The sequence below is a fragment of the Herbidospora mongoliensis genome, from assembly GCF_001570545.1.
In the GTDB taxonomy this organism is placed as follows: Bacteria; Actinomycetota; Actinomycetes; order Streptosporangiales; family Streptosporangiaceae; genus Herbidospora; species Herbidospora mongoliensis.
In genome coordinates this window covers 578,014-601,361 of sequence record NZ_BBXD01000011.1, presented here as the reverse complement: position 1 = coordinate 601,361, position 23,348 = coordinate 578,014, and the positions used below count along the sequence as shown (strand labels likewise).

Below are 23,348 nucleotides of genomic sequence, written 5' to 3'. Positions count from 1 at the left end.
GATGACGAAAGGACCGGAGAGTGCCGTCAGGGCCTCTCCGGTTCCGCGACGATTGATCCCCCCGCAGCGGCCCCGTTCGGCCGCCGAGAAGCGACGCAAGCTGCGGACCCGGGTCACCATCACCCTGTTCCTGCTACCCGGCCTGATCCTGTTCTCGTTGCTGGTGCTGGCGCCGATCCTGCTGGCGATGTACTCCAGCGTCTTCAAGTGGAACGGCTTCGGCCTCCTGCCGAAGAACTTCGTGGGCCTGGACAACTTCACCCGGCTGCTGGAGAACGAGATCTTCCTCGGGGACCTCCAGCGCGGCCTGATCCTGATCGTGCTGTCGCTGGTGGTCCAGCTCCCGCTGGCCCTGGCCATCGCGCTGCTGCTGAACCAGAAGATGCGCCTGCGGGCCCTGTACCGCCTGCTGTTCTTCGCGCCCTACGTGCTCAGCGAGGTCATCGCGGCCGTCCTGTTCAGCATGCTGCTGTCGCCGGAGCGCGGATTCGCCAACGAGGTGCTCGGTTTCCTGGGCCTCGGGTCGTCGAGCTTCCTGTCCGAGCCCGACACGGTCATGTTCTCGCTGTTCATCGTGTTGACCTGGAAGTACTTCGGCTTCTACATGATCCTTTATCTGGCCGGCCGGCAGAGCATCCCGAAGGAGCTCACCGAGGCCGCCCAGATCGACGGCGCGACCCCCTGGCACGTGTTCCGCTACGTGACGCTGCCGCTGCTCGGCCCGACGATCCGGATCACGGCCTTCCTCGCGGTGATCGGCACCGTCCAGCTCTTCGACCTGGTGTACGTACTGACCGGAGGCGGCCCCGTGCACGCCTCGGAGACCCTCGGCGTGACCATGTACGACTTCGGTTTCAACCGCTTCCAGGTCGGCTACGCCAGCGCGATCAGCGTGGTGATGTTCGTGCTCAGCCTGGTCTTCGCCCTCGGCTACCAGCGGTTCGTGCTCCGGCGCGACCTCGAGGGTGCCACCACGACCATGGGAGGTGGTCGCCGATGAGCGTCCACGCGCGCGATCGCAGGAGCCCGGTGGCTCGTTTCGGCCGGCCGATCGCCCTGCACACGATCGTCATCATCATCGGCGTGTTCATCCTGGTGCCGATCGTGTACGGGATCCTGGGCGGCTTCAAGGACAACCAGCAGCTGGCCAACAACCCGATCGGGCTGCCCGCGCCGTGGGTGCCGGAGAACTACACGAACGTGCTCGTCTCGTCGGAGTTCTGGCGGCAGGTCTTCAACAGTTCGCTGATCGCGCTCAGCACGGCGTTCATCACCGTGGCGGTCTCGGCGATGGCGGCGTTCGTGTTCGCCCGGTTCGCCTTCCGGGGCCGGGAGTTGCTGTTCACCGTGTTCGCGGCCGGGCTGATGTTCCCGTTCGCGGTCGCGATCCTGCCGCTGTTCATCATCCTGCGGTTCTTCGGCCTGCTGAACAATCCACTGGGGGTGATCCTGCCCCAGGCCGCTTTCGGCCTGGCGCTGACGATCATCATCCTGCGGTCGTTCTTCCGGTCGATCCCGCATGAGGTCGAAGAGGCCGCCATCCTCGACGGCTGCACGCCGTTCGGGTTCTTCTGGCGGATCCTGCTGCCGATGGCCCGCCCCGCGCTGGCCACGGTGTCGGTGCTGGCCGTCGTCAACAGCTGGAACAACTTCTTCCTGCCGCTGGTGGTGTTCAACGACAAGGCGTGGTGGACGCTCCCGGTCGGCGTGCAGCAGTTCACCGGCCAGTATTCGGCCGACACCGCCAAGATCCTCGCGTACGTGGTCTTGGCGATGATCCCGGCGCTGGCCTTCTACGCGGTCGCCGAGCGGCAGCTGATCGGCGGCCTCACCGCAGGCGCTACGAAAGGGTGATCGGTGCGGTGCTTTCGCGGACCACCAGATCGGTGGCCAGCTCGACCCGGCGGGCCTCGGGGTGTTCCCCGCGGCCCATCGCCAGCACCATCCGGGTGGCCAGCGCGGCCATGTCCTGGAGCGGCTGGCGGACCGTGGTGAGCGGCGGCCACGCCGACTGGGCCAGCGGCAGGTCGTCGAAGCCGACCACGCTGAGGTCCTCGGGCACCCGCAGCCCGCGCTGCCGGGCCGCCTCGAACACTCCGAACGCCTGCATGTCGCTGCCGGCGAAGATGGCGGTCGGGCGGTCGGGCAGCGACAGCAGGGCATGACCGTGGTCGTGGCCGGCGTCGGCGAGGAAGCTGCCGTAACGGATCAGGCCTGGCTCGACGGGCAGCCCGGCGGTTTCCAGGGCGGCCCGGTAACCGTCTATGCGGGCCCGGCTGCACAACATGTCGGCCGGGCCGCCGATCATCGCGACGCGGCGGTGCCCGAGTTCCAGCAGGTGCCGGGTGGCGGCCAGGCCGCCGTGCCAGTTGGTGGCGCCGACGGAGGCGACGCCACCGGCCGGCTCACCCTCGGGGTCGACCACGACGAAGGGCATCGACCGGGCCGCGAGCTGGTTCTGCAGCCCGGACGACAGCCGCGAGGCGACGACCACCACGCCGTCGGTGCGACGGGCCGCGATGCGCTCCAGCCAGTCGCGGCCCGGCCCGGCGTGGGTGTGCAGGACCGAGATGACGACGCTGGACTCCGCCTCACGGGCGGCCGTCTCGGCGCCGCGCACGATCTCCATCGCCCATGGACTCTCTATTTCGGCGAACACCAGGTCGATGAGCCCGACGGGGCCGTCGCCGGGGCTCACCCGGCGCTGGTAGCCGTGCTTGTGCAACAGCCGTTCCACCCGCTGCCGGGTCTCCGGCGCTACTTCGGGGCGACCGTTGATGACCTTGGACACCGTGGGGACGGACACACCCGCCTCTTGGGCGATTACGGCGATCGTCACCCGCCTTTTCGCTGGCATGGCCGGAAGTGTATCCGAAAGGTTTCGGGTCCGCGTAGCAGGGGCGTCATTCCCGGTGGTAGCGCTCCCAGCTCTTTGTTGACGGTCCGCGAGCAGGATATCTATGCTGCGGCTTGCGAAATATTCGGTGACACTCCGAAACTTTCAAGGGGAACTGATGCCCGACCTGCGCGTGTCCGGATCTCATCTCGTCGACCCGTCCGGGCGTCCGGTGCGCCTTCGTGGCGTCGGGCTCGGCGGCTGGCTCAACATGGAGAACTTCATCACCGGCTACACCGCCAACGAGTCGACCATGCGGTCGGCCGTGCGCGAGGTCCTTGGTGAGGAAAGCTCCGAGCTGTTCTTCGACCGCTTGTTAACCTCATTCTTCGGCCCAGCCGACGCCGATCTGCTGCGTGACCTGGGCATGAACTGCGTCCGCATCCCGATCAACTACCACCACTTCGAGTCGGACGACCGGCCCTTCGAGATCATCGAGCACGGCTTCCGCCACCTCGACCGGGTCATCGCCCTGCTGGCCGAACGCGGCATCTACAGCGTCATCGACCTGCACGCCCTGCCCGGCTCGCAGAACCAGCACTGGCACTCCGACAACCCCACCCACATCGCCGCCTTCTGGAACTTCCGCCAGTTCCAGGACCGCGCCGTGCACCTGTGGGAGGTCATGGCCGACCGCTACAAGGACAACCCGTGGGTGGCCGGCTACAACCCGATCAACGAGCCCGGCGACGTGCACGGCCGGGTCGTCGGCCCGTTCTACGACCGCCTGGTCAAGGCGATCCGCGCGGTCGACCCCGGCCACGTGCTGTTCCTCGACGGCAACACCTACTCGACCGACTTCTCGATCTTCCGCGAGGTGTACGAGAACACGGTCTTCGTCTGCCACGACTACGCCCTGGCCGGCTTCGCCCATGGCGGCCCCTACCCCGGCGAGACGCGCGGCGAGTGGGTCGACCGCTCGACGCTGGAGGCCACCTTCGAGAAGCGGACGGTCTTCCAGCGGGAGACCGGTACGCCCATCTGGGTGGGCGAGTTCGGGCCCGTCTACACCGGCAAGCCCGAGATCGACGAGCAGCGCTACCAGATCCTCCGCGACCAGCTGGAGATCTTCGACGCGCATTCGGCGGGGTGGTCGCTCTGGACGTACAAGGACGTCGGTCTTCAGGGGCTCGCCACGGCCGGTGAACCGTACATGGGAACCTTCGGCGATTTCATCGCCAAGAAGGGCCGCCTCGGCGCCGACCGGTGGGGCTCGACCATGGAGGAGAGCTCGGCCGAGATCTCGCCGCTGCACCAGCTCATGGAGACCGAGTTCCCCACCTGGGACCCCTACCCGTGGGGCGCCCGCTACCAGATCGACGACCTCATCCGGCACGTCCTGATCGCCCAGGCGCTTCTCCCCGAGTACGCCGAGGTGTTCCGCGGCCGGACCGACGAGGAACTGCTGGCCCTGGCCGACTCCTTCGCTCTGGCCAACTGCGCCCGCCGGCAACCCTTGCTCGACCTGCTCAGCGCGAATCTGCACTAGGAGTACACCCCTCATGTTCCGAGCCGTGACGGCCTTGATGCTCGTCCTGTTATGCCTGGCCGTCCCGGCCCGGGCGAATGTCACCACCATCGCCACTTATGACTTCACCTCCGGCGCCCAGGGCTGGGGCCCGCGCGGTGGCGGGGTCGCCCTCGACACCTCCACCGGCGCGTTGCGCGTGACCGGGCGGACCCAGACCTGGATGGGCGCCCAGATCACCCCGCCCTTCGAGAAGGGCGTCACCTACAACGTGACCGCGAAGGTCTCCGGCGCGGTCGCGCTGACGGTCGAGCGGACCCCGGCGGGCGGCTCGACCACCTGGGAGCAGGTCGGGGCGGCGACGTCCTCTCCGGGGGGATTCACCGAACTGTCCGGGTCCTACAGCTACTCCGCCGACTCCACCCTGAACCTCTACTTCGAGAGCTCCGACGCGACGGCCGACTTCACCGTCGACGACGTCGTCATCACGTCGGACAGCGATCCCACGCAGTCGGGCCTGTCCACCGATTTCGAGACCGGGACCGCGCAGGGCTGGAACCCCCGGGGCGGGTCGACGCTGACCGCCACGGGCTCGGCGGCGCATTCCGGCGCCTACGGACTGTCCGTGACCAATCGGCAGGCCTCCTGGGACGGTCCTTCGCTGAACGTGCTGGGCAAGCTGGGCAAGGGTTCGAAGTACACCGTCTCGATCTGGGTCCGGTCGGCCCAGGCGCAGTCACTCGGCCTGTCGATCGAACGGCGGCAGAACGGCACGCCCTCCTATGAGCGCGTCGTCGCGCCGTCGACCGTCACCGGATGGACCGAGCTCACCGGCACCTACACGCTGGCCCACGACGTCGACTTCCTGAGCTTCTACGTCGAGTCCGGCGAAGGCACCCTCCCGTTCGAGATCGACGACTTCACGGTGGAGTACGTCGTCCCGAAACCCATCCAGACCGACATCCCGTCGCTCAAGGACACCGTGCCCTTCACGCTCGGCGCGGCCTTCTACCGGGGCGCCTCGCTCGGCGAGCACGCGAAACTGATCAACAAGCACTACGGGAGCGTCACCCCCGGCAACGCGCTGAAGTGGGACGCGACCGAGCCGGCCGAGGGCCAGTTCACCTTCGCCGAAGGTGACGCGCTGGTCGACTTCGCGGTTTCCAATGATCTTGAGTTCCGCGGTCACACCCTCGTCTGGCACAGCCAGACCCCCGCCTGGGTGTTCGAGGGCGCGACCAAGGAGATCCTGCTCCAGCGCATCGAGAACCACATCCGCGCCGTGATGGGCCGCTACAAGGGCCGCATCGGGACGTGGGACGTCGTCAACGAGGTCATCGACGAGAACCAGCCCGACGGCCTGCGCCGCTCGCCGTGGTTCGAGATCGCCGGCCTCGACTACATCCGGACCGCGTTCCGGGTCGCCCGCGAGGTCGACCCCGCCGCGACGCTGGTCTTCAACGACTACAACACCGAGTTCCCGCGCAAGCGGGAGGCGATGTACAAGGTGGTCAAGCAGCTCCGCGACGAGGGCGTGCCGATCGACGCCGTCGGCCACCAGCTCCACGTCAACATCGAGCACCCGCCGGCCTATTTCATCGAGGACAGCATCGAGCGCTTCGCGACGCTGGGCGTGGAGCAGCAGGTCACCGAGCTCGACGTGTCGGTCTACACCGACTTCGTGTCGACCTACGCGAGCGTCCCGGCCGAGGTGCTGGCGCGGCAGGGCCACCGCTACAAGGAGATCTTCGACGTCTTCCGCAGGCAGGCCGACAAGCTGACGTCGGTGACGATCTGGGGCGTGGCCGACGACGCGACCTGGCTGTCGACCTTCCCGATCAACCGCCTGAACCCGCCGCTGCCCTTCGACGACGAACTCCAGGCGAAGCCGGCGTTCTGGGGCATCGCCGACCCGTCGAAGCTGCCGCCGGTGAATCTTTCACAGATCGTCCCCGCCGGAACGGTGACCGTCGACGGCAAACGCGACCCGCAGTGGGACCGTCTCCCGGACACGCCCGTGGCCCGGGTCGGGAACCTGTCGGCCTCCTTCCAACTGCGAAAAGCCCCTTCGGGTGTGTACGTCTTCGCGAACGTCACCGATGCGACCGACGACAAGACCGACTCCCTTTCGCTGAAGGTCGGATCGACGACGTACAGGATCCAGCGCGGCGGGACCCACGCCCAGGGATTCAAGGCGCACACCAAGAAGACCGGCACGGGCTGGCAGGCGGAGGCGCTGCTGCCCTCCGGCTCCGCTACGGGCCTGGCGCTGACGATCGACGATGTCAGCAGCGGCCCCGACGCGTCGTGGACCGGGACTCTGACCTTCGTTCCCGAGGTCAAGGAGTTCACCGCGCCGAAGGAGACCCCGGTCGTCGACGGCGTGGCCGAGACCGTCTGGAACAAGGCCACCCCCGTCGAGACGGGGACCTGGATCCAGGGCACCTCCGGCGCCACGGCCAAGGTCCGCGCGCTCTGGTCGCCCACCGGGACGCTCTACGTCCTGGCGAAGGTCACCGATCCCCTGCTGAGCGAGGAGTCGCCGAACGCGTGGGAGGAGGACAGCGTCGAGATCTTCGTCGACCCCGAGAACAACAAGAACAAGGGCTACGACGATGACGACGGCCAGTACCGGATCTCCTTCACCGGCGCCGAGTCGATCGGCGGCACCTTCGACGCCTTCGCCATCAAGGACAACCTGACCAGCGCCGTCTCCCGCACGTCGACCGGATACATCGTCGAGGCGGCCATCAGGCTGCCGACGGTGACCCTCGCCAAGGACCGGGTCCTCGGCTTCGACGTGCAGATCAACGACGCGACCGGGACGGCCCGTAGCGCGGCTGTGACCTGGCAGGATCCGACAGGACAGAGCTATCTGTCCACGGCGCGATGGGGAGCGCTACGGCTCGGTAAGTAGTGCATGGTCCAATAGGTTCTGGCGCCGGGCCCCGCCTTCCGCAGCGTGCGGGGCCCGGCGCCTTCTCATCCCGGAGGCTCCACCGGTGTCCACCAACCCGATCATCCCCGGATTCCACCCCGACCCCTCGATCTGCCGCGTCGGCGACGACTACTACGTGGTGACGTCGTCGTTCGAATGGTTCCCCGGGGTCCCCCTGTTCCACAGCCGTGACCTGGTGCACTGGCGGCAACTCGGCCACGTGCTGCACTCACTGGACCTCGACGGGCTGAAGCCCTCGGCGGGCATCTTCGCCCCGACCATCCGCCACCACGACGGCGTCTTCTACATGATCACGACGCTCATGGAGACGGCGGGGAACTTCCTCGTGACCGCGACCTCCCCCCACGGGCCGTGGAGCGAACCGGTCTGGTTCCCCGAGACGCGCGGCTTCGACCCGTCGTTGTTCTTCGACGACGACGGCCGCTGCTGGATGCACGGCACCCGGGAACGGGAGAACAAGGAGTACGACGGCGACACCGAGATCTGGCTCCGGGAACTGGACCTCACGTCGTTGAAGCTGGTCGGCGACGAACACGTCATCTGGACCCCCCACCTGCGCGGGGCGATCTGGGCCGAGGGCCCGCACATCTACCGTGCGCACGGCTGGTACTACCTGCTGACCTCCGAGGGCGGCACCGCCGAGGAGCACGCGGTCATGGTCGCCCGCTCCCGCACCATCACCGGTCCCTACGCGGGCAACCCGCGCAACCCCGTGCTGACCCACCGCCACCTGGGCCTGCGCCACCCGATCACCTCCACGGGCCACCCCGACCTGGTCGAGACCCCGTCGGGGGAATGGTGGTCGGTCCTGCTCGCCACCCGCCCGTACGGCGGGACCTCCGCCACCCCGCCGGAGATGGCCGCCGTGAGGCGCGAACACGGCTACAACCTGGGCCGGGAGACCTTCCTGACCAGAGTGACCTGGGAAGACGAATGGCCCGTCTTCGATCAGGTGACGCCGACCTTCACCGCCCCCTCGCTGCCGGTGCACCGCTGGCCCGCCACCCCGTCGTGCGACCACTTCGACCGCCTCGACCCGGTCTGGCAGTTCCTCCGGACCCCACGCGAGACGTTCTGGACCGTCGGCGACGGCCTTCGCCTGAAGGTGCGCCCAGCCTCCCTGACGGAACACGGCAACCCCAGCCTGATCGCCCGGCCGCAGACCCACATAGACTTCGCCGCCCACACCGAACTCACCTTCACCCCCGGCGCCGGCGAACACGCGGGCCTGGCCCTGATCCAGAACGACGACTTCCACATCCGCCTGTCACTGGGCGCCAACGGCCTCGAACTGGTCCACCGCGCCGAAGGCATCGACACCCTCGCCGCCTGCGCCGACGCACCCGGAGGCCGGGTCTGGCTGAGCTTCGAGGCGCGGGGCCAGGACTACCAAGCTCGGTATGCGCTCACGCCCGGCGAATGGCAGCCCTTGGGCCCGCCGGTCGACGGCCGGATCCTGAGCTCGACGGTGGCGGGGGGATTCATCGGCACGATGATCGCTCTGTACGCGACCTCCGAAGGCCGTTCGAGTTCGAATTCCGCGCAATTCGCCTGGTTTGACTATCAGGCACTCTGAAATTCGAGCTGCTGTTCTACTGAATTGGATGCGCGGACGGTAATCGATCGGTAACGTCCTGACACATGCCATCACCGCCACACGACACACTCAACGAGCTTTTCCGCGAACGCCCCACGCTGACAGTCGAGCTGCTCAGGTGGGCGAAACTGGTCGACCTGCCGGAGGGCCTGCCGGTCCAGACGTACACCGTCGAAATGAGCGACCGGCCCTCCCGCGAACTCCGCCCCGACCTCGTCATCACGGTGGGTCCTCCCGGACATCCGTTCGAGGCCTACATCGTCGAGATGCAGATGCGGCGCTCCGAAGACAAACAGCAGCAGTTCGCCCGCTACGCCATCGCCCTCTGGCTCAACCTGAGCTGTCCGGTCTCGGTGATCGTCATCTGTCCCGACCGCGGGACTGCCGAATGGGCGTCGCAGACGGTCGTGACCAACATGCACGACTACCGCCTCACCCCGCTGGCCTTCGGCCCTGACCGGATCCCGTTGGTGACACGCGCCCAGGTTGCCGACAACCCGGAGCTCGCCACGCTCTCCCTGATGGCCCATGGCGCTGTGACAGGGGTGGCCGAGGACATCCTCGACGGGTTGAAGGACCTGCCCGCCGAACACGGAGCGTATTACTATCAACACGCATACCATTTCGCCGCTGCGGCGGCCAAACATCGAATGGAGATGGTCGTGAAGACCAAGCCCGTGTACAGCCCGTTCGCCAAGGAACACTTCGGCGAAGGCGAGATCCAGGGCGAGATCAAGTCCCTTCTCGCCATCGTCGACGCGCGTGGGCTCGCCCTCGACGAGAGGCAGCGCGAGATCGTGGAGCAGTGCACGGACTCGGAGCGCATCCTCGGCTGGGTCCGGCAGGCCGCGCTCGTCAACGACGCCACGGAGTTGTTCACGTGACCGACGGCGAGGCCGAACCGATCGCGGTCTGGCCGTGCGGGATAGTGCACTTCTTCGGCTAGCCCAGGTGCCGGTTGAGCCAGTGGAGCATTCTCTCTGAGCGGTCGATGCGTCGGTCCAGGCGGGCGTCGTGGGTCAGCGAGTGGCCCGAGTCCGGGTAGAGGATGTAGTCCACCTCCTTCCCCAGTCGTCGCAGTGCCACGAACATCTGTTCCGCGTCTGACGGGGGGCAGCGCAGGTCCTGTTCTCCCTGCAGGAGCAGCAGTGGGGTTTCGATCCTCGCCACGTTGCGCAGTGGGCTGATTTTCCAGAGGTGGTTCACCCCCTCTTCCGACCAGGTTTCGCCCAGATCCGAGTCCACGTCGTAGACGGCTCCGAGGTCGCAGGCGGCGAATCCCGACACCTGGTTGGTCACCCCGTTCTGGCTGATGGCGGCCGCGAAGCGGTCGCTCGTGCCGATGAGCCAGTTGACCAGGAATCCCCCGTAGGAATTGCCGTAGCAGGCCAGCCTTCCGGCGTCGGCCAGGCCTTCGGCGACGAGGTGGTCGAGCACGGTGTGGCAGTCGTCGGCGTCCGGGCCGCCCCAATCGGCGCTCAGCGCCGTGCCCCACGCGTGGCCCCGGTGGAAGGAGCCGCGGATGTTGGGGCGGACGACCAGGTAGCCCGCCGACGCGAGCAGCAACGCGTCGGAGTCGGGGGCCACCGGCCAGGCCCAGGCCGGGCCGCCGTGCAGGGCCAGCACGGTGGGGAGGTTCCGCGCGGTGTCGGGATCGGCGTCGAGGTCGGTGCCGGGTGGGGCGGTCAGGAAGACCTGGATGCCGTCGATCTCGACTTCCCGGTGGACGGGCGCGGGGTGTTCAGAAAGCCAGATCGAGCCCGAAGGCATCAGCCGCGTCAACGGGTCGAGGCGGTAGAGGTCGGGGCGGGCGGCGCCTCCGAACGACGCGATCGCGCAGATGACGCCGCCGCCTTCGGCCAGCGCGTGGACCACGGGGTCGGTGGCCGGGTCGGTGAGATACGTGCCGGTGCGCAGGTCGTAGCCGTATTCGCGGCCGTTGTCGCAGATGACGGTGAGGCGTTCATCCGTGGTGGGGGCCTGGCCGGTGAACCTGTCCAGGTGCAGGGTCAGGGGACTCGATTCGTGCCAGACGGTTTCCGGGTCCCAGTCGGTCGGGCGGCGCACCGGGGGCGCGACCGCGACGACCTCTCCTTCTTCTGTGTACGTGAAGCGGAGGACCGAACCCCGGAGATGAGTGCGCTGGGTGAGTTCGCCCGAAAGGGTCACCTCGTGGACCTGCGGGTTCGGGTCGCGGTCGTCGCCCTCGGGGTCGGCGATGAAGCCGATCTTCTCTCCGTGGACGCGCAGGCACGACGCCCACCAGTCACCACTCGTCAGGCGTCGCACCTCGTCGCCCACCACGTGGACGTGGGTCGGATAGAGGCGCAGGCCGTGGCCCTCCTCGCGCCAGTCGAGGCGGCGGATCACCCGGGCGACGTCGCCCCGCATCACCGAAGACTCGTCGTCGGGGGCCAGGACCGCGAAGCGGGTGTCGTCGAGCCAGGCGTACTCGACGACTCCCCGTTTGAAGGCGGTCACCCTGCGGGCGGGGCCTCCGGAGGAAGGTCGTACATGCACCTGGTTCTTGTGCAGGTAGGCGATGGACGAACCTGAGGGAGAGAAGGACGGCGCGGAGGCCTCGGTGGTGAGGATCCGGGGCCGGCCTCCGGTCGTCGGGACGACGAGGAGACGGTGGCGTTCGCGGCCCGCGACGACGCGGCGCTCGACGACGGCGACGCTGAGACCGTCGGGGGAAACGGCCAGTTCGGTGAGCAGACGGTCGGTCGCCAGGTCCTTCGGTTGCATCGGCGCTCCCGTTATTGCCAAGGTAAAGCCCGCTGTGTTTGAGTAGCGACTCAGTAAAACAGGAAGGGAGGACCGGTGGCCAGAGCGGTGCGGTGCGCACGGCTCGTCGATGTCGTCGGCGAGCAGGTGCTGACCGATCAGCTCATCGTCATCGAGGGGGACCGGATCGTTTCCGTGGGTCCCGACCGGGATTTCGACGGGGAGACCCTCGATCTCGGCGATGCGACCGTGGCACCCGGTCTGATCGACCTGCACACCCATCTCGTCGGGGTGGCGGCGTGCGGCGACTACGCGCAGGAGCTCAAGTACAGCGCCGCCCAGCAGGCCTTCGCCTCAATCCCCAACGCCCGCGACACCCTGCTCGCCGGGTTCACCACCGTCCGCGACGTCGGGACGTTCCGCGCCTTCATCGACGTCGCGCTGCGGGACGCCATCGACGCCGGGCAGGTCGTCGGGCCGCGCATGGCCGTCGCCGGGGCCTATGTCACCGTGCGGGGAGGTGGGGGGATGCTGACCGGGTTCGCCCACGACGTCGAGGTGCCGCCGGAGTTCCGGTTCGGCGAGACGCGCTCGGTGGACGACGTCCGGGAGCGGGTCCGCGAGATCATCTTCCACGGCGCCGATCTGATCAAGCTGATCGCCACCGGCGCGGTGCTGGCCAACGGGACCGTCCCCGGCGCACCCGAGCTGACCGAGGCGCAGATGCGCGCCGCCGTCGAGGAGGCGTCCTGGTACGGGCGGTATGTCGCCGCCCACGCGCACGGGACCGAGGGCATCAAGATGGCGGTACGCGCGGGCGTCCGGTCCATCGAGCACGCCTGCTTCCTCGACGACGAGGGCGCCGAACTGATGGCCGCCCACGGGACCTACCTGTCGGCGGACATTTGGTGGGCCGACTGGATCCGCGAGGTGGGACCGTCACAGGGCTACGACGCCGAGCAACTCCGCAAGAACGACGAGACCGCCGAGACGCAGCGCGAAGGTTTCCGCAAGGCCGTGCGAGCCGGCGTGAAGATCGGGTTCGGCACGGACGCCGGTGGGTTCCCGCACGGTCTCCAGGGGCGGCAGCTGGCCACGATGGTCGAATACGGGCTCTCGCCGATCGGGGCTGTGAAGGCGGCGACCCTGACGAGCGCCGAGTGCATGGGCTGGGAAGACCGGGTGGGTTCGATCGCCCCTGGGCGGTATGCCGACCTGGTGGCAGTTCCGGGGGAGCTCGACATCACGAAGTTCGCCGAGGTGGAGTTCGTGATGAAGGGCGGCGAAGTCATCAAGAACACCCTGCGGGTGTCCTCATGACTTCCGAGCAGCGCGGCGGTATGAATCAGGCGCTTCCGGACGAGAGATCCACGGCTCTGGGCTCCTCGAAACGGCACTACCACCTGGGTGTTCTCGCGCTCGTCTCCGTCACGGCCATCTGGGGATCGACGTTCCCGCTGACCAAGGACCTCGTCGCCCGCCTCCCCATCGCCGACCTCTACGCCGCCAGGTTCGGGATCGCCGTGCTGGTGCTCGTCGCCATCCGGCCGCGCGCCCTCCGGAACCTCACCCCCCGGCTGTGGGGAACGGGCGCCGTCCTCGGCGTCGTCTACGGCATCGCGCTGACCCTGCAGACGATCGGACTGGCCGAACTGCCGTCGTCGGTGTCGGGTTTCGTCACCGGGTCCTACCTGGTCATGACCCCGCTCATCGCCCTCGTCTGGCTGAAGACGCGGGTCAGCCGGTCGACCTGGGCGGCCGTCGGCCTCGCCACCGTCGGCACCGCCTCGTTCAGCCTGCTCAGCGGGCCCGCCAGTGCCCCCGTTCAGGCCGTCGCGCTGACCGCAGTGTCGGCCGCGCTCTACGCCGTGCACCTGGTCGCACTGGGGAAGTGGTCGCGGCCGGAGGACGCCTATGGGCTCGCCGTCGTGCAGATCCTCACCCTGGCCGTCGTCATGACCGTCGCCGCCGCGCCCGACGGGATCGCGTTGCCGCAGAGTGGCGTCGACTGGATGGGTGTGATCTATCTCGCCACCATCGCCGGGGCGGGGACCTTCCTCGCCCAGACGTGGGCGCAGGCGCACGTTCCGCCGACCGCCGCCGCCGTCGTCATCGCGGTCGAGCCCGTGTGGGCGACCGCGTTCGCCGCCGTCCTGTACGGCGAGCCGCTCACCTGGACCGTCCTCGTCGGGGGCGGCTGCATGCTGGCCGCCATGGGGATCGTGGCCCGGCCCGTACCCGAGGAGAGACCATGCCCAGAGTCCCCCGTCTCGGCCGTGAGCTGAGCCCGGAGCAGGCCGACGTCGTCGCGCTGGCGCGGGAGTTCGCCGCCGCCGAGATCCGGCCGCGCGCCCGCGAGGTCGACGAGGCCGACCACGTCATGCCGCGTGACATCTGGGCGAAGGCGGCAAAGGCCGGGCTGACCTCGTTCATGATCCCTGAGGAGTACGGCGGGGGCGGGGTCACCGATCTGGTCACCCAGTGCCTGGTTCAGGAGGAGCTGTGCCACGGCGACATCTCCATCGGCAACCTCATCACCTCCGGCGGGTTCTTCGCGTCGCCCGTACTGGAACTCGGGACCGACGAACAGAAGAAGCGCCTGCTCGCGCCGCTGACCGGCGACGATCCGCCGCTGACAGCGCTGGCGACGACCGAGCCGGGCGTCGGGTCCGACGCCGCGGCGATCACCACCCGGGCCGAGCTCGACGGTGACCACTATGTGCTGACCGGCCAGAAGACGTGGATCTCCAACGCGCCCTTCGCCGAGTGGTTCGTCGTCTTCGCCACGGTCGCGCCCGGCACCCGCTCCAAAGGGGTGACGGCCTTCGTCGTGCACCGGGACACCCCCGGGCTCTCCATCGGGTCGCCGATGCCGAAAATGGGGCAGCGCGGCATCGCGTGCGCGGAACTGTTCCTCGATCGGGTACGTGTCCCGCTCGCCGATCGCCTCGGAGCCGAGGGCCAGGGGTTCTACGGGCTCATGCGCACCTTCGACGCCTCCCGCGTGCTGATCGCGGCGGCCTGCACGGGACTCTCGCGCGCCGCTCTGGACGTCTCGCTCACGTACGCGAAGGAAAGAGAGCAGTTCGGCACGCCCATCATCGGCCACCAGGCGGTGGCGTTCCGGCTCGCCGACATGGCCGCGAAGACCGACGTGTCGGCGTTGCTGACGCGGCGGGCCGCCGACCTCTACGACGCGGGGGAGTCCATCACCGAAGAGGCCGCGATCGCCAAGCTGACGGCGTCGGAGAACGCGGTCTGGTGCGCGTGGGCGGCGATGCAGACGTTCGGCGGGTGGGGATACTCGCGGGAGTTCCTCGTGGAGAAATGGCTGCGCGACGCCAAGCTGGAGGAGCTCGAAGAGGGGACCTCGGACATCCAGCGGCTGATCATCTCCCGGTCGCTGGCCCGGTCATGACGGGGGCGGCGGCGGTGGCGGCCACGCTGGCCGCTTACGACGTGGACACGGTGTTCGGCATCCCGGGGACCCACAATCTCGCTCTGTACGAGGCCCTCTCCTCCCACGGGATGCGGCTGATCACCCCTAGGCACGAGCAGGGAGCCGGGTACGCCGCTGACGGGTATGCCCGGATCTCCGGCCGTCCGGGAGTGGTGCTGACGACGACCGGCCCGGGGATCCTGAACGCGGCCGCCGCGGCCGGGCAGGCCTACTCCGACTCGATCCCGTTGCTGCTCATCTCGCCCGGGGTCCCCACGACCCATCCGCGCCGGAGCACCGGCTACCTGCACGAGACGAAGAACCAGTCGGCGGCGATGGACGCGGTGTGCGCGTGGAGCCACCGGGTGACGACGGTCGCCGAGATCCCCTCGGCGCTGGCGGTGGCGTTCACCTTCTTCGCGGGGGGCCGTCCCCGGCCCGTCCACATAGAGATCCCCGCCGACCTCCTCGACGCCCCGGGCGACTTCAGTGTCCCCGTACGGGGAAGTCTCCCCGAGGCGGCGGCGGCCCTGGCCGGGGCGCGACGAGTCGGCATCATCCTCGGTGGCGGCGCCAGAAAGGCGGGAACCGCGGCCCTCCACCTGGCCGAGACCCTGAACGCTCTGGTCGTCACCACCATCAACGGAACCGGAACCCTCCCTCCCACCCACCACCGCAACCTCGGCCCCGGACTCTTCCTGAAATCCACCCAGACGTGGCTGAACACCTGCGACGTGGTTCTGGCGGTGGGAACCGAACTGGCCCCCTCCGACCTGTGGACCGACTTCACCTACGAGGGCACCCTCATCCGCATCGACGTCGACCCGGCCCAGACGACGGCGTCGACCATCCCCATCGTCGCCCGAGCTGAAGCAGCCCTCCCGGCCCTGGCCGCGCTCGTCGTGGACGCCGTATCCGGCGCAGACCTCCGGGAACGAGTCCCCATGGTCGGCTTGAGCGAAGAGCACACCGGCGAAGTCTCCGTGGCCGGCCCAAGTGGAGAGCCGGTCGGCGAAGGCCCGATCCGACGAGTCAGTGCCCACCCCGCGTCAGGGGAGGTCACTCCAGACCTGGTCGCCGTGATCCAGCAGATCAGCGAAGAACGCGCCGCCCTCTCCTCCCGCTGGTACCCCGAGCTGGCCGCGATCGCCGAAGCCCTCCCCGACGAGGCCGTGATCGCCGCCGACAACTCGATGTTCTGCTACTACGGCGCCCTGGCCACCCTCAAGAACCGCTTCCTGTTCCCCACCGGCTTCGGCACCCTCGGCTACGCACTCCCGGCCGCCATCGGCGCGAAGATCGCCGACCCCGACCTCCCCGTCATGGTCCTGGCGGGCGACGGCGCCCTCCAGTTCACCGTCCAGGAACTGGCCACCGCCGTCGAACTCGGCCAGAACCTCCCGATCGTCGTGTCGCTCAACGGCGGCTACGGCGAGATCAGAGCCGAGATGCGAGCCCGCCCCATGCCCGAGGTCGCCGTCGACCTCCACGCACCTGACTTCGTGAAGCTGGCCGAGGCGTTCGGCGCCAGAGGCATCGCCCACCCGGCCGACCTGACCGGCGAGATCGGCAAGGCGTTCGCCGCCGACGTCCCCACGGTGATCGTCATCCAGGAGCAGACATGACCCCGTTCCTCCAGGTCGTCTGGACCGACGACGTCACCGGCCGCCCCGGCTACCTGGTCATCGACCGCCTGGGCCGGGGCGTCAGCAGCGGCGGCCTGCGCATGCGCGCCGGCGTCACCCTGGACGAGGTCGCCGACCTGGCCAGAGGCATGTCCCGCAAGGAGGCCATCGCCTACGAGCCGGGCCTTGCTTACCAGCCGCTGGGCGGCGCGAAGGGCGGCATCGACTGCGACCCCCTCGATCCCGACGCGACCGGCATGCTCCGCCGCTACATCGCCGCCATGAAGCCCCTGCTCGCGACGTACTGGGCCACCGGCGAAGACCTGGGCCTGCGCCAGGAGTCGATCGAGGCGGCCTGCCACGCCGCGGGCCTGCGCACCTCGATCGACGCCGTCCTCCCTCTCCTGGACGACCCCGACACCGCACTCAAACGCCTCGACGCCGCCTTCGCGGTCACCGTCGACGGCATCGGCCTGGGCGACCTGGCCGGGGGTTGCGGCGTGGCGGAATCGGCCCTGACCGCGGTCGACCGCCTGGGCATCCGGAACCCGACCGCCGTCATCCAGGGCTTCGGCTCCATGGGTGGTGCGACCGCGAGATTCCTGGCGCGGGCGGGCGTCCGCGTCGTCGGCGTCGCCGACACCGACGGCCTCCTGACGGACCCCGGCGGCCTGGACGTGGAAGCCCTCCTCCGCACCCGAGACCCCTTCGGCCGGGTCCCCGGTGACAAACGCCCCAGAGACGAGTGGCTCGACGTCGACTGCGACCTCCTGATCCCCGCCGCCGTCTCCTACTCCATCGGCCTCGCCGAGGCCCACCGAGTGCGGGCGCGCTTGGTGGTGGAAGCGGCGAACGTCCCCGTCACCCCGGAGGCGGAACGCGTACTGACCGGAAGGGGAGTCGTCGTCATCCCCGACGTGGTGGCCAACTCGGCGACGAACTCGTGGTGGTGGTGGACCCTCTTCGGCGACATCCCCGCCGACGCCGACGCGTCCTTCGCCAAGATCCGCTCCTGGATGCGCCGGGTGACCACCGAGATCATGTCCGACCCGTCGCGAACCCCGAGAGAGGTCGCCCACGCCCTGAGCGCCCACAACATGGCGGCCCAACGATGACCGAACCCGGAACACCGGACTCATCGGGGCGGTCCTGAGATGAGCGACGGACTCTTCGATCCCCGTACCGTCGCCGTGGTCGGCGCCTCCGACGACCCTGCCAAGTGGGGTTACTGGCTGGCGAAAGGCGCCTTGAGCGGTGCGTCGCGACGTCCGGTCCACCTGGTGACCGTGCGAGGCGCCGACGTGCTCGGCCACGCCACCCACCGCACCCTCAAGGACCTCCCCGACACCCCCGACCTGGTCGCGGTGGCCACCCCGCCGCACACCTACGAGCAGGTCGTCGACGACGCCCTCGACGCGGGCGCCCGCCACATCGTCGCGATCACCGCCGGCGTCGTCTATCCGGGCGGCCTGCCCGCGCTGGCCGAGCGGGTGCGTTCGGCGGGGGCCCGGCTCGTGGGCCCGACCAGCATGGGTGTGTACGACTCCGCCTCCGCCCTCGCCCTCACCTGGGGCACGCTGACCCCCGGCCCGATCGGGGTCGTCTCCCAGAGCGGCTCGGTCGGCCTGGAGATCGGCTACCTGGCCGCGAGGGAACGCCTGGGCCTGTCCCGTTTCGTCTCCGTGGGCAACGCCGCCGACCTGGGGGTCAGAGAGCTGGCCGAGGCTGTCATCGCCGCCCCGCACACCCGCGTCGTCATCCTCTACCTGGAAGACCTGTCGATCGGCCGCGACCTGATCGCCCTGGCCGGCGACAAACCGGTCATCCTGCTGACGGTGGGCGGTTCGGCGGCGGGCCGCCGCGCGGTCGCCTCCCATACCGGAGCCCTCGCCACTCCCGACGCGATCGTCGAAGCCCTGTGCCGGGCGGCAGGGGTGATCCGGGCCCGCACGCCCCAGGAGGCCGTCCACATGGCCCAGGCCTGCCTGGCCGTCACGACCCCCGTACTCCGGGTGGCCGTCGTCGCCGACAGCGGCGGCCAGGGCGCCATCGCCGCCGAACTGGCCGAACGCCTCGGCCTGGAGGTCCCCGAGTTCACCCCGTCCACAGTCGAAGCCCTGAGAACGCTCCTGCCACCCGAGGCGGGCCTGTCGAACCCGGTGGACCTGGCGGGTGCGGGGGAGTCCGACCTGACGACGTACTCGAAGGTGGTGGACATCGTCGCCCCCGAGGTCGACGCCGTCGTCCTGACCGGCTATTTCGCCAGCTACGCCGCCGACAGCCCATCCCTGGAGGGCCCGGAACTCACCGCCGCCGCCCACCTGACCGAGACGATCACCACCACCCCCTGCCTCGTCCACACGATGCGCCCCGAGGGGCCGACCGTGGATTTCCTGAGGGCGGCGGGCGTCCCCGTCCACGGCACCATCGACACCCTGATGACCGGCCTGAGCGCCATGACACCGCTGCGGCCCGGTGGCGACCCTCCGGAGAGCACCCCGAACCGGAAGCCCGAGATCGACGCGCCACTCTCAGGAGGATCTGCTTCGTCGCCACAGCCGGGCGGTATTTCCGGATTTGTCGCCCTCCGGCGCACCCTCGTAGCCCATGGCGTCGCCTTCCCCAGCGGCCATCTCTACGAGGAGACCGATCCTGCCCTGACCTACCCCGTGGTCCTCAAGGCCCTGGGCCCGGCGCACAAGACCGAACTCGGCGGGGTCGTCCTCGACCTCGGCACCCCGGAGGAACTCCACCGCGAAGCGCGGCGGATGAGGGCAAGGCTCGACCTCCCCCTCTGGGTAGAGGAACAACTCACGACCTCAGGAGTGGAGCTGATCGTCGGGGCTCACCGCGATCCCAACGTCGGGGTGGTCGTCACGTTCGGTGCCGGGGGTGTCCTCGCGGAGCTCATCGCCGACACCGCCACGGCGCTCGGCCCGCTCACCCACGCCCAAGCCGAAGACCTCATCGCCACCACCAGAGTTTCCCGTTTGCTCAACGGATGGCGCGGCGCCCCGCCCGCCGACATTGACGCCATCGCCCATGTGGCGGTCGTGCTGGGAAACATTCTGCGAGCCCATCCCGAGCTCACCGAAATCGAAATCAATCCGCTGAAAGACGGTGTCGCCCTCGACGCCTACGCCAGCTGATCAGGCTCCAGGCCCAGCTCATGTGCCGCCGCCGTGCGGACCAATTCGAACAGTCGGGCCCGGGTCAACATCCGTTTGTGTACGGTCACCTGAACCGTCAGCCCGTCGATCAGCGACATCAACCGCCACGCCGCCCCCTCGGGGTCGGGGCACTTGAAAACCCCGTCAGCGGAACCTGCGGTGAGAATGCCGCGAAGGGCGTCTTTCCATCGCAGGTCAAGCGCCCGGGACACGTCTTCCAGCGCCGGATTGCGCATCGATTCCGACCACGCGTCGATCCACAGCGCCCACGATTTCGATTTCCCGCTCGGCGAATAGAGTTTCAGCATCGCCCGCAGCTTCTCCAGCGGTTCCCCGGCCGTTTCGAGAAGCGCCTCCAGGTTGTCAAGGTCGCGTTCGGCCGCATATCCGAATGCCGCGGCGAAAAGCTTCTCCTTCGTTTCGAAATGGTAGAAGAGCAGCGCCTGGCTCACCCCGGCCGCCTGGGCGATGTCGACCGTCCGGGTGTGCCCGAATCCCTGGGCCGCGATGACTTCGCAGGCGACCTTGAGCAGATCCTCCCTGCGCATTCGGCTGATTCCCCGTGCCACATCGGAACCCTAGCGCGAGACGGGGATTCGCAGTACGAATCGGGCACCTTTGGCGCTGTCCTCGATGCACAGGCTGCCGCCGTGGCTTTCGGAGATCTGGCGGGCGATGGCGAGGCCGAGGCCGGTGCCGCCGGAGTCGCGGGAGCGGGCGGCGTCGAGGCGGGTGAAACGCTGGAAGACGTGCTCCCGTTTGTCGCGCGGGACGCCGGCGCCGTCGTCGAGGACCTCCATGACCGCTTGGCCGTCCTCCTCGTAGACCTTGACGGTGACGACCGAGTTGGCGTGCCGCTCGGCGTTGTCGACGAGGTTGGTCAGGACCCGGCCGAGGCGCAGGCGGTCGCCGGGGATGATCACGCCGGCGTGGAGTTCGCGGACGACCCTCATCCGGTGCCTGCGCCGGTCCAGCTCCATCGCGGCGAGCTGGCCGAGGTCCACCGGGTCGCTCCGGCCCTGGGCGCCGGAATCGAGGCGGGCGATCTGGAGAAGGTCGTCCACAAGCGCTTGAAGGCGGTCGATGCTGGCCAGGATGGCCTCGCCGGTATCGGCCCAGTTGGTGGCCTCGATGTCGAGCAGGGAGCTCTCGACCTCGGCGCGCATGGCGGTCAGCGGGCTGCGCAGGTCGTGGGAGGCGTCGGAGGCGAAGCGGCGCTGCTGCTCGACGGCCTCCTCCAGACGGTCGAGGGTGGCGTTGGCGGTCTCGGCCAGGCGGTGGATCTCGTCGCGGTAGCGCGGCACCGGCACCCGGTGGCCGAGGTCGCTGACGGTGATCGCGGCGAGTTCGCGGCTGATCGCGTCCACCGGCCCCAGCGCCCGGCCGAGCAGCCAGTACGTCCCCGCCGCCGTGAACCCGACGAGGGCCCCGCTGCTGAGCAGCAGCAACAGGTCGACCCGGGGATCGACCCACCAGGGGACGGCCGGGTCGGCGCCGTACACCATCCATTCGCCGTCTGGCTCGTAGACGCGGATGGCGACGATGGTCATGCAGCTGTCCGGAAAGGCCGGAATATCGCAGATGACCCGATCCTGCCGGACCGACGTCTCCGGCGGCTCGAAGTCCACGATGGGCAATTCGCCCCTGAGACTCGGGCTGGCGGCCTGGACGGTCCCGTCGGGCCGGAGCACCTGGACCCCGGCGATCCCCTGGGCGGGCAGGTCGGTCGGAAGCTGATCGAGTTTCACGAGGCGGACGGTCTTCAGCGCGGCGCTGATGATGCGGTCGACGTTGTACTGACCGGCCAGCCCGCGAATCCCGATGAGGACGGTGGCCGCCACGGCAAGGCACAGGAGCGTCATGACCAGACCGGCGACCAACGTCAACCGGCCCCGCAGCGACCATCGGTGCCATGCGAACAACCTGTTCCCCCTGATGTCCCACATGATCACAGAACGTCGGACGACGGCTACTCGTAGTGGTCAAGGCTGGGCAAACAGGTCGTCTGGCGCAATGCTCGATATATGGACCCGAGCTTCTACCTGATCGCCCGGAATGATCCCGACCGCCTGGCCGTGGTCGACGTCGACGGTACGAAGGTCCGCGCGGGGGACCTGCTCGCCCTGGCCAACCAGGTCTCCCACGGCCTGCGCGACCACGGCCTGACCGCCGGCGACGTCGTCGCCGGCACGCTCCGCAACGGCCTGGACGCCCTGGTCATGCTGCTGGCCACCGGCCAGACCGGCCTCTACTACGTCCCCGTCAACTGGCACCTGACCGAGGCCGAGATCGGCTACATCGTCACCGACAGCGACGCGAAACTGGTCGTCCGGGGCCCGGAAGACGTGGCCGCCCTGGCCCTGGGCAACCCGATCACCGATCCGCCCGACCGGACGTACGGCCAGGTCATGTGGTACACGAGCGGGACCACGGGCTTCCCGAAGGGCGTCCAGCGCCCCAAGTCGGACAAGTCCCCGGAAGACGTGCTGCCGCTGTACGTCTGGTTCATCGAAGCGGTCCTCGACCTGCGGCCCGGCGACGACGTGCACCTGGTGACCTCCCCGATGTACCACTCGGCGCCGTGCGCCCACGCCCAGTTCGCCCTCCACCTGGGCCACACGGTCGTCATCGCACCGAGGTTCGACCCCGAACCCGTACTGGACCTGATCGAGAAGCACCGCGTGACCAACGCGATGATGGTCCCGACCATGTTCCACCGCATGCTCAGGCTGCCCGAGGAGGTGCGGTCCGGCTACGACCTGTCGTCGCTGCGCCAGGTGATCCACACGGCCGCGACCTGCCCCGTCCACGTGAAGCAGGCCATGATGGACTGGCTCGGCCCGATCCTGTACGAGTACTACGGCTCCACGGAGTCGGCGATCGCCTTCGCGGTGAGACCCGAGGAGTGGCTCGCCCATCCCGGCACGGTCGGCCGCCCCGCCCCCGGGACGGAGGCGCGGATCCTCGACGACGAGGGCGGAGTGGTCCCGGCGGGGGTGCCCGGGATGGTCTACGTGAAATCCGCCACCACCTTCGAATACCGCAAGGATCCGGCGAAGACCAGGGCCTCGAAACGCGGCGAGTGGTACGCGCCCGGAGACATCGGCTACCTCGATTCCGAGGGGTACCTGTTCCTGCTCGACCGGCGGACCGACCTGATCGTGAGCGGCGGCGTGAACATCTACCCGGCCGAGATCGAGGCGGCCCTGCTGACCCATCCCGCGGTGGTGGAGGCGGCGGTGATCGGGGTGCCCGACGAGGAGTGGGGCCACTCGGTGGTGGCGCTGGTCCAGACGGCGGAGAAGGTGTCGGAGGAGGAGCTCAGAGATCACCTGGGGGTGAGGCTGGCCCGGTTCAAGCATCCCCGCGTGATCGAGTTCCGCGAGGACCTGCCCCGCACTCCGACCGGGAAGTTGTCGCGCACGAAAGTCCGGGACGCCTACCTTAATCACTAATTCCGACTGTCC

The 23,348-nt window shown here is 68.9% G+C and carries 17 protein-coding genes; 13 read left to right on the top strand and 4 right to left on the bottom strand.

Going from position 1 to position 23,348, the window contains the following annotated elements; translation table 11 throughout:
* Position 1 precedes the first annotated feature (1 nt).
* Both AW272_RS14230 and AW272_RS14225 read left to right on the top strand, forming a co-directional pair.
* Complete coding sequence (locus tag AW272_RS14230) at positions 2-1,000, top strand: carbohydrate ABC transporter permease (RefSeq protein ID WP_083958293.1); 999 nt, start codon at positions 2-4, stop codon at positions 998-1,000.
* Entirely contained in the window at positions 997-1,854 is an 858-nt protein-coding gene (locus AW272_RS14225; RefSeq protein WP_066364468.1) for a carbohydrate ABC transporter permease, read from the top strand. Before AW272_RS14230 ends, AW272_RS14225 begins: the two co-directional genes overlap by 4 nt.
* Here the strand turns inward: AW272_RS14225 and AW272_RS14220 are convergent.
* Positions 1,841-2,857: a LacI family DNA-binding transcriptional regulator gene (locus AW272_RS14220; RefSeq protein ID WP_066364467.1), complete on the bottom strand. Its 1,017-nt coding sequence runs from the start codon at positions 2,855-2,857 to the stop codon at positions 1,841-1,843. The two genes, AW272_RS14225 and AW272_RS14220, sit on opposite strands and share 14 nt — an antisense overlap.
* A 157-nt stretch (positions 2,858-3,014) precedes the next feature.
* Here AW272_RS14220 and AW272_RS14215 point away from each other — a divergent pair, with 157 nt between their 5' ends.
* The 4 genes from AW272_RS14215 (at position 3,015) to AW272_RS14200 (ending at position 9,804) form a co-directional block, all read left to right on the top strand.
* Positions 3,015-4,385, top strand: coding sequence for a glycoside hydrolase family 5 protein (locus tag AW272_RS14215; RefSeq protein ID WP_066364466.1), 1,371 nt, complete (start codon positions 3,015-3,017; stop codon positions 4,383-4,385).
* 13 nt (positions 4,386-4,398) lie between these two features.
* Positions 4,399-7,281, top strand: coding sequence for an endo-1,4-beta-xylanase (locus AW272_RS14210; RefSeq protein WP_083958292.1), 2,883 nt, complete (start codon positions 4,399-4,401; stop codon positions 7,279-7,281).
* A gap of 85 nt (positions 7,282-7,366) precedes the next feature.
* The gene (locus AW272_RS14205; protein WP_083958291.1) at positions 7,367-8,899 is read left to right on the top strand and encodes a glycoside hydrolase family 43 protein; all 1,533 of its coding nucleotides are present in this window, start codon (positions 7,367-7,369) and stop codon (positions 8,897-8,899) included.
* Between the two features lie 65 nt (positions 8,900-8,964).
* Positions 8,965-9,804 carry a hypothetical protein gene (locus tag AW272_RS14200; protein WP_083958290.1) on the top strand — a complete coding sequence of 280 codons (840 nt, stop codon included), beginning with the start codon at positions 8,965-8,967 and terminating at the stop codon, positions 9,802-9,804.
* A gap of 58 nt (positions 9,805-9,862) precedes the next feature.
* Here AW272_RS14200 and AW272_RS14195 read toward each other — a convergent pair whose 3' ends face one another.
* Positions 9,863-11,668, bottom strand: coding sequence for a S9 family peptidase (locus AW272_RS14195; protein WP_066364463.1), 1,806 nt, complete (start codon positions 11,666-11,668; stop codon positions 9,863-9,865).
* Positions 11,669-11,743: 75 nt separating this feature from the next.
* On the opposite strand from AW272_RS14195, the gene AW272_RS14190 reads away from it, so the two are divergent.
* Genes AW272_RS14190 through AW272_RS14165 form a run of 6 tightly spaced genes read left to right on the top strand, consistent with a single transcriptional unit; the run spans position 11,744 to position 19,860 of the window.
* Positions 11,744-12,967 (top strand): metal-dependent hydrolase family protein, encoded by a 1,224-nt coding sequence (locus AW272_RS14190; RefSeq protein ID WP_083958289.1) that lies wholly within the window; start codon positions 11,744-11,746, stop codon positions 12,965-12,967.
* Complete coding sequence (locus AW272_RS14185; RefSeq protein WP_218010885.1) at positions 12,964-13,932, top strand: DMT family transporter; 969 nt, start codon at positions 12,964-12,966, stop codon at positions 13,930-13,932. Before AW272_RS14190 ends, AW272_RS14185 begins: the two co-directional genes overlap by 4 nt.
* On the top strand, positions 13,899-15,065 hold the full coding sequence (locus AW272_RS14180) for an acyl-CoA dehydrogenase family protein (protein WP_066364462.1): 1,167 nt from the start codon (positions 13,899-13,901) through the stop codon (positions 15,063-15,065). The genes AW272_RS14185 and AW272_RS14180 overlap by 34 nt, the downstream gene beginning before the upstream one ends.
* A complete protein-coding gene (locus AW272_RS14175) occupies positions 15,062-16,711 on the top strand; it encodes a thiamine pyrophosphate-binding protein (RefSeq protein ID WP_066364460.1) in 1,650 nt (549 codons plus the stop codon). The genes AW272_RS14180 and AW272_RS14175 overlap by 4 nt, the downstream gene beginning before the upstream one ends.
* A complete protein-coding gene (locus tag AW272_RS14170) occupies positions 16,708-17,826 on the top strand; it encodes a Glu/Leu/Phe/Val dehydrogenase dimerization domain-containing protein (protein ID WP_066364458.1) in 1,119 nt (372 codons plus the stop codon). Before AW272_RS14175 ends, AW272_RS14170 begins: the two co-directional genes overlap by 4 nt.
* A 39-nt stretch (positions 17,827-17,865) precedes the next feature.
* Positions 17,866-19,860, top strand: coding sequence for an acetate--CoA ligase family protein (locus tag AW272_RS14165; protein ID WP_066364454.1), 1,995 nt, complete (start codon positions 17,866-17,868; stop codon positions 19,858-19,860).
* Here the strand turns inward: AW272_RS14165 and AW272_RS14160 are convergent.
* Together AW272_RS14160 and AW272_RS14155 are read right to left on the bottom strand one after the other, a co-directional pair.
* Positions 19,848-20,450: a TetR/AcrR family transcriptional regulator gene (locus tag AW272_RS14160; protein WP_066364453.1), complete on the bottom strand. Its 603-nt coding sequence runs from the start codon at positions 20,448-20,450 to the stop codon at positions 19,848-19,850. The two genes, AW272_RS14165 and AW272_RS14160, sit on opposite strands and share 13 nt — an antisense overlap.
* 9 nt (positions 20,451-20,459) lie before the next feature.
* Entirely contained in the window at positions 20,460-21,803 is a 1,344-nt protein-coding gene (locus AW272_RS14155; protein ID WP_245657535.1) for a sensor histidine kinase, read from the bottom strand.
* Between the two features lie 102 nt (positions 21,804-21,905).
* Between AW272_RS14155 and AW272_RS14150 the strand changes: the two genes are divergently transcribed.
* Positions 21,906-23,336, top strand: coding sequence for an AMP-binding protein (locus AW272_RS14150; protein WP_066364452.1), 1,431 nt, complete (start codon positions 21,906-21,908; stop codon positions 23,334-23,336).
* The last annotated feature ends 12 nt before the right edge of the window (positions 23,337-23,348 follow it).

What these genes read in the sequence shown, in the direction of transcription:
- AW272_RS14170 (WP_066364458.1), top strand. Translation starts at nt 16,708, where the DNA reads ATGACCCCGTTCCTCCAGGTCGTCTGGACCGACGACGTCACCGGCCGC.
- AW272_RS14200 (WP_083958290.1), top strand. Translation starts at nt 8,965, where the DNA reads ATGCCATCACCGCCACACGACACACTCAACGAGCTTTTCCGCGAACGC.
- AW272_RS14180 (WP_066364462.1), top strand. Translation starts at nt 13,899, where the DNA reads ATGCCCAGAGTCCCCCGTCTCGGCCGTGAGCTGAGCCCGGAGCAGGCC.
- AW272_RS14220 (WP_066364467.1), bottom strand. Translation starts at nt 2,857, where the DNA reads ATGCCAGCGAAAAGGCGGGTGACGATCGCCGTAATCGCCCAAGAGGCG.
- AW272_RS14165 (WP_066364454.1), top strand. Translation starts at nt 17,866, where the DNA reads ATGAGCGACGGACTCTTCGATCCCCGTACCGTCGCCGTGGTCGGCGCC.
- AW272_RS14210 (WP_083958292.1), top strand. Translation starts at nt 4,399, where the DNA reads ATGTTCCGAGCCGTGACGGCCTTGATGCTCGTCCTGTTATGCCTGGCC.
- AW272_RS14195 (WP_066364463.1), bottom strand. Translation starts at nt 11,668, where the DNA reads ATGCAACCGAAGGACCTGGCGACCGACCGTCTGCTCACCGAACTGGCC.
- AW272_RS14230 (WP_083958293.1), top strand. Translation starts at nt 2, where the DNA reads ATGACGAAAGGACCGGAGAGTGCCGTCAGGGCCTCTCCGGTTCCGCGA.
- AW272_RS14215 (WP_066364466.1), top strand. Translation starts at nt 3,015, where the DNA reads ATGCCCGACCTGCGCGTGTCCGGATCTCATCTCGTCGACCCGTCCGGG.
- AW272_RS14225 (WP_066364468.1), top strand. Translation starts at nt 997, where the DNA reads ATGAGCGTCCACGCGCGCGATCGCAGGAGCCCGGTGGCTCGTTTCGGC.
- AW272_RS14175 (WP_066364460.1), top strand. Translation starts at nt 15,062, where the DNA reads ATGACGGGGGCGGCGGCGGTGGCGGCCACGCTGGCCGCTTACGACGTG.
- AW272_RS14150 (WP_066364452.1), top strand. Translation starts at nt 21,906, where the DNA reads ATGGACCCGAGCTTCTACCTGATCGCCCGGAATGATCCCGACCGCCTG.
- AW272_RS14185 (WP_218010885.1), top strand. Translation starts at nt 12,964, where the DNA reads ATGACTTCCGAGCAGCGCGGCGGTATGAATCAGGCGCTTCCGGACGAG.